Raw genomic sequence first — 15,598 nt, 5'->3', positions numbered from 1 at the left:
GCAGTCAACCATATACATAAAACCCGGTGACATTCAATTCATCGGGTTTTTAAATAAAAATAAAAAACACCATCCATGAAAAACCTCCAACGGGAAGACCTCCATATCATCAGCCACCACAGCAATGTGACAGAGCAGGGCATAGAAAGAGCTTTGAAAGAAAACATTTACCACGACAAAGAAATGTGGCAAAAATTCCTTCGTCTGTTTTTTATCACCCTCGGTATAGGGTTTACCACGGTGGGAATTATTTTCTTTTTTGCCTACAATTGGGCAGACCTGAATAAATTTGCTAAACTGGGGTTAACTGAAACCCTTGTCATCGCAACAACTATTATCGTTTTACTGCCCAAAACAAACAGTACCACCCGAAATATTATCCTTACCGGTTCATCATTCTTGGTTGGGGTTCTTTTTGCGGTCTTCGGGCAGATTTATCAAACGGGTGCCAATGCGTACGACTTCTTTTTGGCCTGGACTCTTTTTATAACCCTATGGGTTGTCGTTTCCAACTTTGCTCCGTTATGGTTGTTGTATATTATTTTACTCAATACTACATTTTTTCTATACACCGAACAGGTTGCCAAAGACTGGTCACCAATATTGGTCATTACGCTCCTTTTCCTGTTCAATACAACGATACTTCTTATCTTTCTCTTTTTGGAGAAGGATAAAAAAATTCAAAATGTCCCCAAGTGGCTTACTTATATTTTAGCTTTAGGCTGTGTAACCTTTGCAACTGCAGGGATAATTTTCGGAATTGTTGATGGATATGATCCCGTATTTTCTGTTCTCATCCCCATAGTTCTAGTGGTTTTTGCGTTTGGAATCTGGCACGGAATCCAATCGAAAAACGGATTTTATCTTTCGGTGATACCATTAAGTATCATCATCATTATTTCAGCCTTACTCCTCAAAATATCAGAAGGAGGAAATATGCTTTTATTAGTCAGCCTGTTTATCATCGTAAGTGTTACACTGGTGATTATGAACCTGATCAACCTTCAAAAAAAATGGAACCATGAGAAATAAAGAAGAAATAAAAGAACTGCTGGATTATTTCCGGACCATAGAAAATAAAGATTTCACCTATGATGAAAAAGCAATCCTCACAGCTTATGAAAAGAATGAGACTCATCAATCTTTAGCTATAAAAATCCTTTCTATTTTTGGAGGTATTTTAGCAAGTCTCTCTTTTTTGGGTTTCCTGTTCCTCATTGGATTATATGACTCTACTACAGGCATTTTGACATTGGCAATAATAGCAATTGCTGCCGGAGTATTCATTAATAAAGCCTATGATAAAATCATCATAGATACCATAAGTGTTTCATCTTATCTCATGGGATTTATCCTTTTGGCCGTGGGATTGTCTAAACTTGAAGTGAGTGAAAATGCAGTAAGCCTTATTTCTATTCTGATTGCCGCAGCCTCATTGGTGATGGTCAGAAGCTATATCATTGCCTTTATTTCTGTACTTATTATCAATGGGGGCATTCTAACCCTGATTGCATCGAATAAGGATTTTGATATGATTCATCTTTATACTTCTTTTCTGGCCATCATGCTCACTGCCGTTTTCCTGAAAGAAGCCAAAATAATTTCCAAGAATATCACTTTTTCAAAACTATATAATCCGGTGCGCATCGGGCTGGTTTTTTCATTCCTCGCAGGATTGATTTTTCTTGGTAACGATTTTATTGAAGTATCCAGGGATTATATTTGGATATCATCCGTCGTTATTATCCTGGCTATAATGTATGTTCTTTCGCAGATTTTTGAAGTTTTAAACATTTCTCAAACCACTCAAAAAGCAGGAATTTATATTGTAACGATCGCCCTGTTATTACCTACTATCCTATCTCCTGCTATATCCGGATCTATTTTAATTATTCTTTTAAGCTTTTTAGTGAATTACAAAACCAGCCTGGCCATTGGCATTATGGCATTTATTTATTTTGTTTCACGATATTATTATGACCTTCATTTTACCCTGCTCACCAAATCCATTCTTTTATTTTCGTCTGGTATCTTATTCCTGGGGCTTTATTTATTAACCCGTAAAAAACTGACATCGAATGAAAAAGTATAAATGGTTCATTATCCTAGCAAACCTTGTTATTTTGCTGGTGTATTTCAATTATTCCGTTTCTAAAAAAGAAGAACTTATAAAAGATGGAAAACTGATTCTTTTGCAGCTAGCTCCCGTGGATCCCCGTTCTCTGATGCAGGGTGATTACATGAGGTTACGATACAGCATATCTGAAAATATAAATGCTGAACATCTTCCTAAAAGAGGATATTGCGTGGTACGTCTGGACAATAAAGGTGTTGCAGAAAAAGTAAGATTCCAACAGGAAACAACTCCTTTGAATAAGGGGGAATATTTGATTAATTATACCTCGTCCAACCAATGGAATATCAATATCGGAGCAGAGTCTTTCTTCTTTCAGGAAGGACACGCTCAGAAATATGAAAAGGCAAAATACGGAGGTATAAAAATTGATAAAAACGGAAACAGTGTGTTGATTGGCCTTTACGATGAGCAACTGAAAAATATAAAATAAAAGCATCGTCCCGGATATACTCAGGCCTACAACTTCTAACATTCATTCAACAACATGAAAAAAGTATTTGAATTCCTCAATCATTTAAAAGAAAATAACAATCGCGAATGGTTTGCGAAGCACAAATCTGAATATGATCAGATTGTGAAAGAAAATAAAGTTTTTTTCAATCAGATCTATACCGAACTTCAGGAGCATGATCAGCTCAAAGGAATCCATATTTTCAGGATTTATAAGGACGTTCGTTTTTCCAAGGATCAGACACCCTATAAAAACAATTTTGGAGTTGGATATTCCCGTTCCAAGCCTATGCTGAGAGGCGGATATTATATTCAGCTGGAACCCGGAAACAGTTTTGTGGGAGGTGGGTTTTGGGGTCCAGAAGCAAAGGATTTACTCCGTATCCGTAAAGAATTTGAAATCAGCAGCACAGAAATTGAAAAGATTACTTCAGACAAAACCTTCGTAAAATATTTCGGAGAGCTCAAAGGCGATTCTGTAAAAACGGCACCAAGAGGTTTTGATAAAAATCATCCGGCTATAGATTTAATCAGAAAAAAGCAATTCCTGGTTATGCGGAGGTTTACTGATAAGGAAGTTTTATCTGACAATTTTCAAAAGGAAGTTATTCTCACCTTACTGGCAATGCGTCCTTTTTTTGATTATATGAGTGAGGTATTGTCGACAGATCTCAATGGGGAGCCTTTATTTTAATTCTGAACCAGTTATACTACTATCTAAAAACTAAAATAAAGTTTTGAATATGTAATAATTAGGAGGTTGAAATTGTTTTTAAGTAAATGCCCATATGAAAAATAAAAATTACATTCTTCTTTTTGTTTTAATGATTATTTTCTGCCAGGCACAGAAAAAACAGTCACCGGAATTCATCAGAACCCAAAAAGAATTAACAGATAAACTAACGAAAATTAGTAAGAATGCAAGCTTCAATGGATTTGGAGTGGCATTGGTGAATGATCGTGATGTTTTGTATCAAAACGGATTCGGTATTGCCTCCATAAACCCTCTTCAAAAATATGATGAAAACACCGTTCAAAATATAGCTTCAGTTTCAAAAACATTGATTGGTATTGCGATCCTCAAAGCTCAGGAATTGGGGAAACTAAAACTGGATGATCCCGTTAATCAATATCTCCCGTTTAAAGTAACCAATCCCTATCATCCGGAAATCCCAATAACAATATGGCAATTGACCACCCATACCTCTTCTATCAATGATAATAGTGCTTATTTGAATAATACAGTTGTTTTAAAAGATACGATAGATCTTGCAAGCCATTTACATATTGATATTTCACCCACCAAATTCAATCCACCTTCCGCAAAAATTTCAATTGAAGAATTTTTGATTCATACTCTCAGCGAAAAAGGAAAATGGTATTCTAAAGAGGTATTTACAGAAAACAAACCTGGTGAAGTTTTTAATTATTCCAATATTGGAGCAACGCTGGCAGCACTGGTTTTGGAAAAAGCAACAGGAATGCCTTACAATACATTTACCACGAAATATATTCTTGAACCATTACAAATGAACCATTCAGGTTGGAGCTTTACTACCATCAATTTTTCAAAATATACCCGGACATTCATCAATAAACAGTCACCCTACCCTTATTATTCACTCAATACGTATCCTGACGGAGGACTGCTGACCACTTCAAGCGATATGAGCAAATACCTTCTGGAACTCATGAAAGGGTATTATGGAAACGGAAGCATTCTTTCTAAAGAAAGTTATAAAGAATATTTTACTCCTCAGCTTCAAGCCAACAATTTCAAGGACAGAAGCACCAGTGAATATAGTGACGAATACAATATGGGGATCACAATGGGCTTTGGCTCTACCGGCAATTTTGGACACACTGGCGGTGATCCGGGAATGAATTCCGTGATCTGGTTTTTTAAGGATAAAAAGATGGGCAGGTACCTTATCGTAAATACAGATTGGGATAACAGGGTTTCGGGAAAAGACCAAAAAGCCATTTATGATCTGTTGGATGAGTATTTTATAAAACTGGATGCACTGAGCAGGTTAAAAAAATAATATTTTAAACAACAAACAATAAGTTGGCCTGCAGGGCTATTTTTATCTTTATAAAACACATATGAATTTGCTGTTTTTTTAATAGCAATCCCCTGTATAAGGGGTTCCCGTAAGGCAAACCTCACCACTTGTTTTACTTTTGGTTTTCAATTTTGAATATTAAAAATAAAACAATGAAAAGACTAGCCGTATTATTGACGCTCCTTATTTTTGGAATTTCTTACGCTCAAAGCACCCCCAAATTTGAAAATGATACCCTTACCATCTCAACCGGTTTTAAAGTATATGAAGGATTAGACCTGAAAATCGGGACAGGCTCGATGAATGATGGGGATTTTAAATTTATCCGAACCAATGCCTCCTCGTTATTCAACTATTCTTCAACTACGGGATACCAAGGACTTGCCAATCAGGCCAATTCTTTTAAAAGAAGTAATTCCGGACTGACATTCAAAGTCAAGAAAATAATGCCTAGAGGCAGCAAAAAAAATGGTTTTGTCTATTATGCTAAAATTGGAAGCGGCCTCATGAACTATGAAATTGATCTGGAAAATGCCATCCGATCTGGTGAACTGATTATTCCCGATGAATTCTTACCGAAAGAAAAATCCCAACATCTCAACTCGGAAACTAAATATGACAGATTGAAAAAAATTAAAGAACTGCAAGATTCAGGAGTCTTATCCGAAGAAGAATTTCAGAAGGAGAAAGATAAAATAATGGCTGAAAAATAGATATCATTCATAACCGCTCTGAAAACAGAGCGGTTTTTATTTTTTGCACAATTATATATGTTTAATATGAGTATAATACATAAATTTGAGGCTCTGTAGCCATGTCCTTATGAAAATTATAACATTATACTTTACTGTTTTCTTTATTATATTAAGCTGTTCTGAGAATTCTCAAAAGACAAAATCAATGGATTTTGGCAGTTTTAAAATTCAGACTCCAAAAACCTGGAACAAATTAAAAACGGATGCTTACGATAGCAATGCCGGAATCATCGTCACCAAAAATAACGATTCAATTTTTTATGATTACGGACCTTATTCAAGCTCATTGGAAGAACCTACAGATGCAATTATTAGCAGAAAAGATTTGAACGAGCTTTTAAAAGTAAATCCAGAAGCTGACACTACCGCATTTATGATCCTCAATGCAAATGCAAATCAGGAGGATTTCATCAAAAGTAAAATAACCTATAAAAAAATTGATGGATACAAGGCAAAAATATTAGAGCCAAAACAAGTTGGAAAAGGGATGGCAGGAGTTTATATTGACAGCATTAAGACTGGATCCTTAGGAAAAATCAGATTCAACCTATACGGAACAAACCTAACGAAAGAAAGTCAGAATGAGCTTTTAAAAGCGATTCATACTTTACGGTTTACAAAATAGTTTTCCTTTCTTTTTTGTAATTTAGCTGACCTAAAAAACTAATAAAAACCATGAAATTCTCTATTTTATTTTGTCTACTTTTTATTTTCAACATAGCAACCGGACAGGAAAAAGAGTATCAATCCATCAGAAAAGGAGATTTTCCAGAAGGTATTTATATGACCTTAGAAGATGTGCTAAATAAAAAACCTTCATCAACCGAGGAACTTTACGTCAAAACTTGTCAAAAGTGCGATTCTATTGATCTGCCGGAAAAAGCATTCTTTTACTTTAAAGAAAAAAATAAAAGAGTGAGAATCCCCTTAGCCGTTTCGCATAAAGGGGAAATGTATTTTCAGACCTATCGAAAATACACCAACAAGAAAGACAATGGATATGATCCCGACCAATATTCAAGGTTTTGTAGAGTTTTGAACTATGGGAGATTTATTTATTTTGAAGAAAACATGAAAGGTTTATGGTCGAAGGCATTTTTAGGAGCATTAAGTCCTCTTACTTATTCCATTAATGGAAAAACCAAAGGAATTGTTTTAGATTTAGAAAACAAAGAATTTAATATTCTGCAAAACTGTGATGATTTAAATGATTTCCTATCGGCCCATAATATTCCTGAAATTCAATGCAACCCAGAAGCCTATACCATTGGAGATTTGAGAGCAAAAATTGAAGAAATCAATATGCCTTACCGCTAAGTGTACGTTAACAATATATGTAAAGCCGTTCCGTTATAAGGACGGTTTTATTATTTTACAAAAAAACTTTTAACCGAATGAAAAGATGTATAACCGTTTGTCTTGTTTTTTTCTCCTGTTTTTTATGGTCACAGGAAATAATCTTTCCTAAATATATTTACGAAAAAGATCTAAATAACATTACGATAGAAAAAACTGAAGACATCAATTTTTTCAGATATAAGCAAATACAGTATATAGGTCATCCTCAAAAAAATATTAAACTCAAGTATACTGATAATGAATTATATAGTAAAATTTTAGAAAGAAATTACAGGAATAAGGATTTCATAGCTCTTAATAAAGAATTTAATGAGCGTCAGTATAAAGATCTCCGAATTTTTGTAGATACCTCCCAAAAAACACCGTTAACTATAACCGATATTGATACTACAAAAATATCAACCGCAGCCTATAATGCTAAAATAGATAGTTTATCTGTAGGTTTAAAGCCTTCAACGGATATTCCAATCATTATGACTTATTATGATGGATTTCCTGTTACCATTTATAACATGGAAGGGAAGGAGCGTGTAATTGGTTTTGGTAACAATGTGATATTAGAGCTGGAAGCTTTAGATAAAAATTATCAATGGAAAAAAATATATAATTTCAGAAAATATACTTGTGGAACAGGTATTAAATTTTTCGTTTTAAAGCCAAAAGAAATGGCAACTGTATTTGAGCCTCGATTAAGTGGTAATTTTAAAACAAAATTCAGATACAAGTTAGGGAATATCATTTCTAATGAATTTGATGGGAGTATCAATGATACCTATTTAGAAAATAAAAATTAATTCACCCTTTCCTTCAATCAAGAAAAAAAATATTTCCATGAAATTCAGACTTTTTTTATTCTCTCTGTTATTATTTTCTGTGAAGATTCTTGCCTGCAAATGTAATGGTGACCCCACTCTGAAGTCTTCGTTTGAAAACGCAGATTTTGTTTTTATCGGTGAAGTATATGATGTCACAGAAGTTCCTTCGGGATTCAAAACTGCCCAAAATATTCTAAGCAAAGTAAAAATCAATAAGATCTACAAGTCAGATTACTACGATGAATTTTATACACAGAGTGCTACTCTTTTCGGGTCTCCTCTGCATTCTTGTGATGTTCTTTTCACAGAAAAAGGGAAATATTTAATTTTCGCTTATGATGAAAAAGATACCGGACTCCTCTACTCCAGTCAATGTTTTGTACAAAAAAGGCTGGATCAGCTTTCTCCGGAAGAATTAAAGGAACTGGGATCTCTAAGTGCTGAATATAAAAAATTAGCCGAAAGCTCCAATGCATCCAATCATGCTGAACTTACGGATTGGGTTGTGGACGATTTTAATCAATCCGATCGAAAAATCAATGAACAGAACAAAGAAATAGTAACGCTTACCCAACAAAATAGCAGGTACAAAATAATCATTTATATTTCAACATTTGTGATCGTCATGCTTCTGATTGCTTTAATTATTTTACGCAAGAAACATCAACACTGAAATACCACAAAACGGTCTTAATGAATAAGCAGAAAGCAATATATTTGTTTTGAAAACTACATTATGACCAAGACTCTCGAAATAAAAAACAAGAGATGTAATATAAAATCAATCCGTTACTTTCTCCTTTCACTGCTGCTCTTCTCTAGCTTTTGTTGTAAAGAAAAAGTAAAGGATGATCATCGTTTTATTACTTATCAGGTGAATCCTGAGAAACACAATATACAATTGTATTGGAAAAATGATAAAGGTGAACTCCTGAAAAGCATTGATCATCTTAATCTTGATGTTCAGTCTAGAAAAGAAAAATTAGTGTTCGCTATGAACGGAGGAATGTTTGAGACCGACAACGCTCCGAAAGGTCTGTATATTGAAAATTGTAAAACCCTGAAACCTATAGACACCCTGCAAGGCAACGGAAACTTTTATCTTCAGCCTAACGGAATATTTTATTTAACCCAAAACAAACGGGCAGGAATTGTTGAAACTAAAAAATACAGGCAAAGTAAAAACATCAGATACGCTACCCAATCCGGGCCTATGCTTCTAATAGATGGAAAAATCAATCCCATTTTTCAGAAAAATTCTAAAAATCTGAACATCAGAAACGGCGTAGGAATTCTGGAAAACGGAGAACTCATTTTTGCGATGTCTAAGAAAGAAGTCAGTTTTTATACCCTAGCACAGTTTTTCAAAAATTTAGGCTGTAAAGATGCTCTTTATCTTGATGGCTACGTTTCAAGAACCTATCTTCCTGAAAAAAACTGGACTCAGAAAGACGGAAATTTCGGGGTAATGATAGGAGTTACAGAGTCTGAAAAATAAAACAAAGTGATCTCATTTTGCCATAAAAAAGGAGAAATTTCCCTATCTTTCATGGTATTTCAAAATATTCAACACGTATTATAAAATGAAAAAAGTAATATTAGATCTTGCCACTACTTTAGACGGTTTTATAGAAGGTCCCAATGGAGAAACAGACTGGTGCATAATGGATGATGATATGAACTTTGATGGATTTCTTTCAGGGATAGACACCATCTTTTACGGAAGGGTAAGTTATGATGCATGGGGAAATTATCAGCCTGAGGAAAATGCAGGTCCGGAAGAGCAAAAACTATGGGAATCCGTTCATTCAAAAAATAAATTTGTGTTTTCCAGTCAAAACAGGGAAAATGAAAAGGCTGTTTTTATCAGTTCTGATATTGCGGAAAAAGTTTCAGAAATAAAAAATCAGGGTGGAAAAGACATCTGGCTGTACGGAGGGGCAAGTCTTATTAAAACCTTTATTCAGTATAATCTTATTGACACTTACAGAATATCTGTACATCCGGTTGCTTTAGGAAAAGGGAAACCTCTTTTTGAAGATATAAAGGAAAAATTAAATTTAAAGCTGATTACAACGAATGTTTTCAGATCTGGTGTAGTACAGCTTATCTACGAAGCCTAACCTAAAAATTGATACAACATGAATGCTCAGCTTAGTACCATCATTCTCTATGTAAAAGATGTACCATTGCTCAAAAATTTCTACGTGGAAAACTTTAGTCTGAAAGTGATTGAAGAAGATCCGATCTGGGCTTTGCTTGATGCAGGAGCTGCGCAGATAGGGTTGCACAAAATCGGAGATCAATATCTTGAGAAAATAGAACCCGGGTATATCTTTGATAGCAATACCAAAATCGTTTTTGAAATTGATAGCCATATAGAATTGGCGAGAAATGAACTGATCTCAAAAAATATCCAGATGAGAGAAATCAAAACTTTTGACAACTATCCCTTCTGGATGTGTGACGGAACCGATCCTGAGGGAAATGTATTCCAATTAAAAAGCAAAAAATAACACGAAACAAACACTAATAAACCATGAAAAAAACAGCTGGAATTTTATTCTTTCTGCTTTTGTCTAATATCGTATCCGGACAAAGTATAGCTGCTATTGAAAAAGAGCTGGATCTTTCTTTTCAGAAAATCAGTCACTGGTATGCTGATCTCGATCATAATACAAACGCTTATGACTCGCTTACGGTAGCCAATAATCAATTCGAAAAGCTACTGTTAAAGCACACCTCCAATCCCCAAACGATGAGACATGATTTTAAATCGCTCAGAAAAAATGGGCTGCAGGTTTCTTCTTCAGAAGATGGCAAGTTCAGGATTTACTCCTGGGATACATGGAACGGAGGAACCATGCACTTCTTTAGAAATATATTCCAGTATGAATCTGATCAGAAGGTATATTCTAAAATAATAGGTGATAACAGTGAAATGGATCCACAAACATTTTATTATCAGATCAACGATGTTGTATCACAGGATAAAAAATATTACCTCGCTCAAAATACAGCGGTATACAGTTCTGCCCTCACTTCCCACAGTATAAAAGTCTTTTCCATTGATGGCGGCCAACTCAACAGTAATGCCCAACTTATTAAAACGAAAACCGGCATCAGAAACCAACTTGGTTACGAAATTGATCTTTCGGCAAAATCTAACCGGGATAATGAGATCAGAAATTACGATATTGAATACGATGCTAAAAAGAAAATCATCAGCATTCCACTAATCCTTGATGATTATAAAGTTACGGACAAAAAAATACGGTATCAGTTTACTGGTAAGTATTTTGAAAAAATATAGCATGAAAAAAATAATTGCAGCCAGTAGTCTGGTCTTACTTCTGACCCTTTTTTATTATCCCATTTTGGATGACGAAAAAATTTCCTTTGCTGTTATTTTTCTGTGTTTTGTAGTTCTTATATTTTCAGTGGCAAAACTCTATTCTCCTGACGAAAAAGAAGACTATAATTCCGTTGAAAAAGAAATGGACAAATTACATGAAGATGATGGAATCTTTCAATATACAAACAGTGGATTTTACTTCAAGCAGAATAAAGAAACTGAATTTGTAAAATGGGATGAAATCGTTTCCGTATATACATTTACTATTCCTTCTCCGTTTGATAAAAAACAATCCGGACTGGAAATCATTACAAATGAAAAAAGTTATGAATTTGATGATAAGGTAACCCCAGGAATCATAAAATTAAAAGATCACCTTTCCTCGAATCTTCCTGTTTGGGAGCTGGATTCACCAACAGTTAGGATGAACAATTTCGGGCTTGAGAAGACAAAGCTGTATGAAAGAAAACTTTACAGTAAACCTACTTAATATGCCCATAACCCATACCATAAAAAATAAAACCAATTGGGCAGTAACCATTATAATGGGTTTAGGCTTACTCATGGCCTCTTTTATTATTCTGATTATTATCCCTTTAAGCATTCAAGCGGATGGTTTTTATTTTATTTTAAACTATATTTCATCCGTTATTCCTTTTGCAGCCTTTTTTATGCTTTTCCTGTATATCTGGTTATGGAATACTTTCGGAAAAACAATTCTCAAGATAGAACCCGAAAAAATAACAGTCCGATATAAAAACAAATTATTTACAGCTCCCAAAACTTATCTAAAAAAAGAAATTGATCAGATTCTGGTAAAAAATTTTGAAGTAGAAAAGTATAAGTTTGGGGTCCGTTATCACTTTTCGTTGAGTGGTTCAACGTATTCTGTTGTTCTGGTACAAAAAAATAACGAAACAAGAATCGTTAACTGGATCACTGAAAGCAAAGCAAATGAAACTGCAGATGAAATAAAAAAAATGTGGTATTAAAGATGTATAATCCAACCCGAAGAAATAGAAATATCGGTACTAAAAATCAAGGTCATAGCCAAAATAATAAACTGAGCATTTCCTCTCCTTATGGAGATCTGAAATCTTTTTATGAAAAGCTTACCGATTATAAAAAAGAAATCCGAATCATCAACAACCACGAGTTTGTATTTGTGGTTGAAAAGACTCGTGAAAATTCGATCCATTCTTGTTCCATAGACGATATTCAAAAAATTATAGAGAACATTTCCGTAAAAGATTATGGAGAATTGAAGTTTATTATTTTACGACAGCCTAAACGAAAGGAAGAAATTCTTTCACCTGTTTGGGGAAGGTTAATTTATAGTTATGATTTTGAGGATGAATATTATCCAGCCATCATACTAGATGCAATTGATATAGAAAAGCAATTATTCTGGCCTAAAAAACAAACGATTGAAGATCAGCAGGAATTTGAAAGGTTAAAAGCCGATGGTCATGTCTTTGCCGAAAGTAAAAGAAGCTTTATCGCAGAATTTATCCCTGAAAATATCAGAAATACACAACTTTACAGAACTTTACCTCATGAATTCGGACATTACGTTCATTATCTGGAAGTTGTTGAGAAGCCAGGATATAAAAACAAAGATGAAGATGAAGATATAGACTATGATGAAAAAGAAAAGAGAATGGATTTTTATTTCCGGATTTCAAAAAGTGAAAAAGAAAAATTTGCTCATACCTATGCTCAGAAATTTAAAAACAAACTCATCGATGAGCATATCATTCCTTTTGAATCTACAGATACAGAAACTATTAAAAAATAATTGAAAATAAAAAGATCAATACAGATTTAACTCTCCAATTTTTCATCATTAAAATATTTTTTGAAATCACATGTAATATTATCACACTTAAAAGTGTCTTATTTAAAAAAAATACATGAAATCCATTGTAACCTGCATTATTGTAATGCTTGCAGCCAGTCCTCTTTTTTCTCAAAAATCCAAACAGTTGGAACAATTATTCACCACCTATGAAAAGGCGGGTTTGTTTAGTGGTTCTGTTCTGATTGCTGAAAAAGGAAAAATTATTTTTGAAAAAAGCTACGGATACAGAAATGCTCCCAAAAAACAGAAAAATACCAATAACAGCCTTTACCGGGTTTTCTCCACTACAAAAATGTTTACCGCAACAGTGATTCTTCAGCTGGAAGAACAGGGAAAATTATCTTTGAACGACAAACTTTCAAAGTATTATCCGGATTTTCCAAAAGGAGACAGCATCACTCTTGCTAATCTGCTTTCCCATACATCAGGAATTCCCAATGATACAAACTCTGAGTACACTGTAGATGAGGAAACCTTTATAAAATATATTTCTGCAAAGCCTTTGAGTTTTTCTCCTGGTAAAGATTGGGATTATTCCAATTCCGGGTATTATATTCTCAGTTATATTATTAAAAAAGTTTCAGGCCTGAACTATGACCAAGCTATAGAAAATTATATTCTGAAGCCTTTGAAAATGGATCACAGTGGCTTTCACTTCAATATTGTTACCGATGAAAACAAAGCATTAGGATATGAATTTCTATCTGATAAAAGATCTAACGAAGCATTACGTTTCAAAACTGATCACCCTTTTGGTGCAGGAGCTATGTATTCAACGGTCGGCGATCTGTTCAAATTCAACGAAGCACTCAAGAACTATACAATCCTGAAAAAAGAAACCCTAGAGAAAGCTTTTACCCCTTACCTCAAAGATCACTATGGATTAGGTTTTCAGATTTCGTCTGTTTTTGGTAAAAAAAGAGTGGGTCATGACGGTGGTGGACCAGGTTACAGAAGCAGATATTATAGGGTTTTAGAGGATGACATCTGCCTTATCGTAATATCCAACTCAGAATTATCACACACTCATTTTATCATTCCTCAAGTTGAAAACATAGTATATAATAAACCTTATACAATTCCACCAGTTGTAAAAGTGAGTCAAGAAGACTTAAAAAAGCTGGAAGGCGTTTATTCTACGGAAAATTCAAACTTCTATATAACCGCTACTGATGGCCAGCTGATCTTCAAAGAAGGAGGCTATTCAAGAAATTCCTTATTACCGGTAAGCAATACATCATTTCAACTGGATGATAAATTCACCTGCACTTTTCAACCAGATCAAAACGGAAAAATAAACACTGTTGTCATTCATTTCTGGGATGGAACTGTGAAAACAGCCAAAAGAAATACCAATACCTCTTCCTGGGGAATCATAGGAAATGCTACTCCTATCGGCTGGGATGGAAAAGACAAAGACATCCCTTTACAGACAGATCCTAAAAATCCAACTATTTATTTTCTGAAAAATTATAAACTGAATAAAGGCAACTTTAAATTCAGGTATAATAACGACTGGGGATATAATTTAGGACTGAATAATGATGGCAAAAGCGTTGCCTTTGATGCCTATGATTTTCCAATACCTGAAGATGGAGTTTATGATATCGTTCTTGACATGACCAACACAGTACAACCACAATACAGCATCAAAAAATCTATTCAATAAAACTGACGCCTGTAAAGTAAAAAATATACATTTCCTAACCGTCCTGAAAACAGGACGGTTTTTATTTTGAATTTCCGTTGATATTTTTTATTATTTTTATGTCACACAAAATCAAACTACAAAATATAATCTATGCCTCATTTTATTATAGATTGTTCACAGGATATTCTTCAGCTGAAATCACCAGATGAGCTAATGGATGCTGTATATGAAGTGGCTGATGAAACAGGTCTGTTTGCTCCCAATGACATCAAAGTAAGGCTTCAGCCTTATCAATATTACCGATTGGGGACTCATAAGAAAAACTTTCTGCATGTGTTCGGATATATTATGGAAGGACGCACCACAGAACAAAAAGCCCATCTTTCAAATAAAATCAGTATCCGCCTTTCCGAGCTATTGACTGATATTTCTTTCCTTTCTGTAAACATTAGTGATTTTGAAGCCGCCACCTACAGCAACAAAGCAATCATCAATCCTGAAAACACAGATAAAAACCGGCATTTCGGATTATAATACTTTCCATGTAAACCACTAAATAGTAATAATATGAGCTTAAAAACATTAGTCAGCAAAAGTGCACAGTACAACAATTGGGTAGTCAACAAATACATCGACTGGTTATCCACAAAGTCCGACGAGCAACTTAACCAGGAAACAATTTCAAGTTTTCCTACTATTTTAAAAACCTTACACCATATCTGGCAGAGCCAGGAATACTGGTGGAGCCAGATTTCTGAAAGCAATGATTTTGATTTTACTAAAACTACAGAAACCACCAGTAAAGAAGATATTTTTAATGCTATAAAAAACAACTCACAAAAGCTGGTAGATTATGTGGAAAGCCTGTCTGAAGAAGATCTTTCAAAAAATGTGAAGATAGAATCCCAATGGTTTCAGTGTGATTTTTCCAAATATGAATACATCCAGCACGCCATTCTTCACGGAACATACCACAGAGGACAGATTGTAACTATGGGAAGAAATGTTGGGATAACAGATGCTCCCATGACTGATTTTAACTTTTGGAATATTTATAAGGATCAGCAATAGGAACCCTAATTTTATTATTCCCCAACTAACAACAATATTCTGCAGACTGGCAAATGAATTAAAGATTGGTAGACTTAA

Annotated in this window: 20 protein-coding genes; all 20 read left to right on the top strand. The window is 34.3% G+C overall.

The genetic code is table 11. The annotated features are described in order from the left end of the window. Positions 1 to 75 precede the first annotated feature (75 nt). The 20 genes from DBR39_RS16440 to DBR39_RS16345 all read left to right on the top strand — a co-directional run bounded on the left by DBR39_RS16440 (position 76) and on the right by DBR39_RS16345 (position 15,520). Positions 76 to 1,032, top strand: coding sequence for a DUF2157 domain-containing protein (locus tag DBR39_RS16440; RefSeq protein WP_124534897.1), 957 nt, complete (start codon positions 76 to 78; stop codon positions 1,030 to 1,032). Continuing rightward, on the top strand, positions 1,022 to 2,092 hold the full coding sequence (locus DBR39_RS16435) for a DUF4401 domain-containing protein (protein WP_124534895.1): 1,071 nt from the start codon (positions 1,022 to 1,024) through the stop codon (positions 2,090 to 2,092). The genes DBR39_RS16440 and DBR39_RS16435 overlap by 11 nt, the downstream gene beginning before the upstream one ends. After that, the gene (locus DBR39_RS16430) at positions 2,079 to 2,567 is read left to right on the top strand and encodes a GDYXXLXY domain-containing protein (RefSeq protein ID WP_124534893.1); all 489 of its coding nucleotides are present in this window, start codon (positions 2,079 to 2,081) and stop codon (positions 2,565 to 2,567) included. The genes DBR39_RS16435 and DBR39_RS16430 overlap by 14 nt, the downstream gene beginning before the upstream one ends. 54 nt (positions 2,568 to 2,621) lie before the next feature. Continuing rightward, entirely contained in the window at positions 2,622 to 3,281 is a 660-nt protein-coding gene (locus tag DBR39_RS16425; protein ID WP_124534891.1) for a DUF2461 domain-containing protein, read from the top strand. A 94-nt stretch (positions 3,282 to 3,375) separates the two neighbouring features. Beyond that, the gene (locus DBR39_RS16420; RefSeq protein ID WP_124534889.1) at positions 3,376 to 4,632 is read left to right on the top strand and encodes a serine hydrolase domain-containing protein; all 1,257 of its coding nucleotides are present in this window, start codon (positions 3,376 to 3,378) and stop codon (positions 4,630 to 4,632) included. Between the two features lie 173 nt (positions 4,633 to 4,805). Continuing rightward, complete coding sequence (locus DBR39_RS16415; RefSeq protein ID WP_124534887.1) at positions 4,806 to 5,366, top strand: SHOCT domain-containing protein; 561 nt, start codon at positions 4,806 to 4,808, stop codon at positions 5,364 to 5,366. Positions 5,367 to 5,553: 187 nt separating this feature from the next. Further along, entirely contained in the window at positions 5,554 to 6,033 is a 480-nt protein-coding gene (locus DBR39_RS16410) for a hypothetical protein (RefSeq protein WP_124534885.1), read from the top strand. Positions 6,034 to 6,083: 50 nt separating this feature from the next. After that, positions 6,084 to 6,725, top strand: coding sequence for a hypothetical protein (locus DBR39_RS16405; RefSeq protein WP_124534883.1), 642 nt, complete (start codon positions 6,084 to 6,086; stop codon positions 6,723 to 6,725). Between the two features lie 77 nt (positions 6,726 to 6,802). After that, positions 6,803 to 7,561 carry a hypothetical protein gene (locus DBR39_RS16400; protein WP_124534881.1) on the top strand — a complete coding sequence of 253 codons (759 nt, stop codon included), beginning with the start codon at positions 6,803 to 6,805 and terminating at the stop codon, positions 7,559 to 7,561. A 37-nt stretch (positions 7,562 to 7,598) separates the two neighbouring features. Continuing rightward, positions 7,599 to 8,255 carry a hypothetical protein gene (locus DBR39_RS16395; RefSeq protein WP_124534879.1) on the top strand — a complete coding sequence of 219 codons (657 nt, stop codon included), beginning with the start codon at positions 7,599 to 7,601 and terminating at the stop codon, positions 8,253 to 8,255. A 63-nt stretch (positions 8,256 to 8,318) separates the two neighbouring features. After that, positions 8,319 to 9,080 (top strand): phosphodiester glycosidase family protein, encoded by a 762-nt coding sequence (locus DBR39_RS16390; RefSeq protein ID WP_124534877.1) that lies wholly within the window; start codon positions 8,319 to 8,321, stop codon positions 9,078 to 9,080. Between the two features lie 85 nt (positions 9,081 to 9,165). Continuing rightward, complete coding sequence (locus DBR39_RS16385) at positions 9,166 to 9,705, top strand: dihydrofolate reductase family protein (RefSeq protein ID WP_124534875.1); 540 nt, start codon at positions 9,166 to 9,168, stop codon at positions 9,703 to 9,705. A gap of 18 nt (positions 9,706 to 9,723) precedes the next feature. After that, complete coding sequence (locus tag DBR39_RS16380) at positions 9,724 to 10,098, top strand: VOC family protein (RefSeq protein WP_124534873.1); 375 nt, start codon at positions 9,724 to 9,726, stop codon at positions 10,096 to 10,098. A 23-nt stretch (positions 10,099 to 10,121) separates the two neighbouring features. Continuing rightward, a complete protein-coding gene (locus DBR39_RS16375; RefSeq protein ID WP_124534871.1) occupies positions 10,122 to 10,895 on the top strand; it encodes a hypothetical protein in 774 nt (257 codons plus the stop codon). Position 10,896: 1 nt separating this feature from the next. Continuing rightward, entirely contained in the window at positions 10,897 to 11,427 is a 531-nt protein-coding gene (locus DBR39_RS16370) for a hypothetical protein (protein ID WP_124534869.1), read from the top strand. Then, on the top strand, positions 11,396 to 11,929 hold the full coding sequence (locus DBR39_RS16365; RefSeq protein WP_124534867.1) for a hypothetical protein: 534 nt from the start codon (positions 11,396 to 11,398) through the stop codon (positions 11,927 to 11,929). The genes DBR39_RS16370 and DBR39_RS16365 overlap by 32 nt, the downstream gene beginning before the upstream one ends. Positions 11,930 to 11,931: 2 nt before the next feature. Beyond that, positions 11,932 to 12,735, top strand: coding sequence for a hypothetical protein (locus tag DBR39_RS16360; protein ID WP_124534865.1), 804 nt, complete (start codon positions 11,932 to 11,934; stop codon positions 12,733 to 12,735). A 115-nt stretch (positions 12,736 to 12,850) separates the two neighbouring features. After that, entirely contained in the window at positions 12,851 to 14,467 is a 1,617-nt protein-coding gene (locus DBR39_RS16355; protein ID WP_124534863.1) for a serine hydrolase, read from the top strand. Between the two features lie 132 nt (positions 14,468 to 14,599). Further along, positions 14,600 to 14,983 carry a 5-carboxymethyl-2-hydroxymuconate Delta-isomerase gene (locus DBR39_RS16350; protein ID WP_124534860.1) on the top strand — a complete coding sequence of 128 codons (384 nt, stop codon included), beginning with the start codon at positions 14,600 to 14,602 and terminating at the stop codon, positions 14,981 to 14,983. 33 nt (positions 14,984 to 15,016) lie between these two features. Next, entirely contained in the window at positions 15,017 to 15,520 is a 504-nt protein-coding gene (locus tag DBR39_RS16345) for a DinB family protein (RefSeq protein WP_103232609.1), read from the top strand. Positions 15,521 to 15,598 lie beyond the last annotated feature (78 nt).

Source organism: Chryseobacterium sp. KBW03 (assembly GCF_003852415.1).
Classification (GTDB): Bacteria; Bacteroidota; Bacteroidia; order Flavobacteriales; family Weeksellaceae; genus Chryseobacterium; species Chryseobacterium viscerum.
This window is presented reverse-complemented; position numbering and strand designations above follow the sequence as displayed.

Excerpts from the sequence above, each read along its gene's own strand:
- DBR39_RS16440 (WP_124534897.1), top strand. The coding sequence starts at position 76 with ATGAAAAACCTCCAACGGGAAGACCTCCATATCATCAGCCACCACAGC.
- DBR39_RS16435 (WP_124534895.1), top strand. The coding sequence starts at position 1,022 with ATGAGAAATAAAGAAGAAATAAAAGAACTGCTGGATTATTTCCGGACC.
- DBR39_RS16430 (WP_124534893.1), top strand. The coding sequence starts at position 2,079 with ATGAAAAAGTATAAATGGTTCATTATCCTAGCAAACCTTGTTATTTTG.
- DBR39_RS16425 (WP_124534891.1), top strand. The coding sequence starts at position 2,622 with ATGAAAAAAGTATTTGAATTCCTCAATCATTTAAAAGAAAATAACAAT.
- DBR39_RS16420 (WP_124534889.1), top strand. The coding sequence starts at position 3,376 with ATGAAAAATAAAAATTACATTCTTCTTTTTGTTTTAATGATTATTTTC.
- DBR39_RS16415 (WP_124534887.1), top strand. The coding sequence starts at position 4,806 with ATGAAAAGACTAGCCGTATTATTGACGCTCCTTATTTTTGGAATTTCT.
- DBR39_RS16410 (WP_124534885.1), top strand. The coding sequence starts at position 5,554 with ATGGATTTTGGCAGTTTTAAAATTCAGACTCCAAAAACCTGGAACAAA.
- DBR39_RS16405 (WP_124534883.1), top strand. The coding sequence starts at position 6,084 with ATGAAATTCTCTATTTTATTTTGTCTACTTTTTATTTTCAACATAGCA.
- DBR39_RS16400 (WP_124534881.1), top strand. The coding sequence starts at position 6,803 with ATGAAAAGATGTATAACCGTTTGTCTTGTTTTTTTCTCCTGTTTTTTA.
- DBR39_RS16395 (WP_124534879.1), top strand. The coding sequence starts at position 7,599 with ATGAAATTCAGACTTTTTTTATTCTCTCTGTTATTATTTTCTGTGAAG.
- DBR39_RS16390 (WP_124534877.1), top strand. The coding sequence starts at position 8,319 with ATGACCAAGACTCTCGAAATAAAAAACAAGAGATGTAATATAAAATCA.
- DBR39_RS16385 (WP_124534875.1), top strand. The coding sequence starts at position 9,166 with ATGAAAAAAGTAATATTAGATCTTGCCACTACTTTAGACGGTTTTATA.
- DBR39_RS16380 (WP_124534873.1), top strand. The coding sequence starts at position 9,724 with ATGAATGCTCAGCTTAGTACCATCATTCTCTATGTAAAAGATGTACCA.
- DBR39_RS16375 (WP_124534871.1), top strand. The coding sequence starts at position 10,122 with ATGAAAAAAACAGCTGGAATTTTATTCTTTCTGCTTTTGTCTAATATC.
- DBR39_RS16370 (WP_124534869.1), top strand. The coding sequence starts at position 10,897 with ATGAAAAAAATAATTGCAGCCAGTAGTCTGGTCTTACTTCTGACCCTT.
- DBR39_RS16365 (WP_124534867.1), top strand. The coding sequence starts at position 11,396 with ATGAAAGAAAACTTTACAGTAAACCTACTTAATATGCCCATAACCCAT.
- DBR39_RS16360 (WP_124534865.1), top strand. The coding sequence starts at position 11,932 with ATGTATAATCCAACCCGAAGAAATAGAAATATCGGTACTAAAAATCAA.
- DBR39_RS16355 (WP_124534863.1), top strand. The coding sequence starts at position 12,851 with ATGAAATCCATTGTAACCTGCATTATTGTAATGCTTGCAGCCAGTCCT.
- DBR39_RS16350 (WP_124534860.1), top strand. The coding sequence starts at position 14,600 with ATGCCTCATTTTATTATAGATTGTTCACAGGATATTCTTCAGCTGAAA.
- DBR39_RS16345 (WP_103232609.1), top strand. The coding sequence starts at position 15,017 with ATGAGCTTAAAAACATTAGTCAGCAAAAGTGCACAGTACAACAATTGG.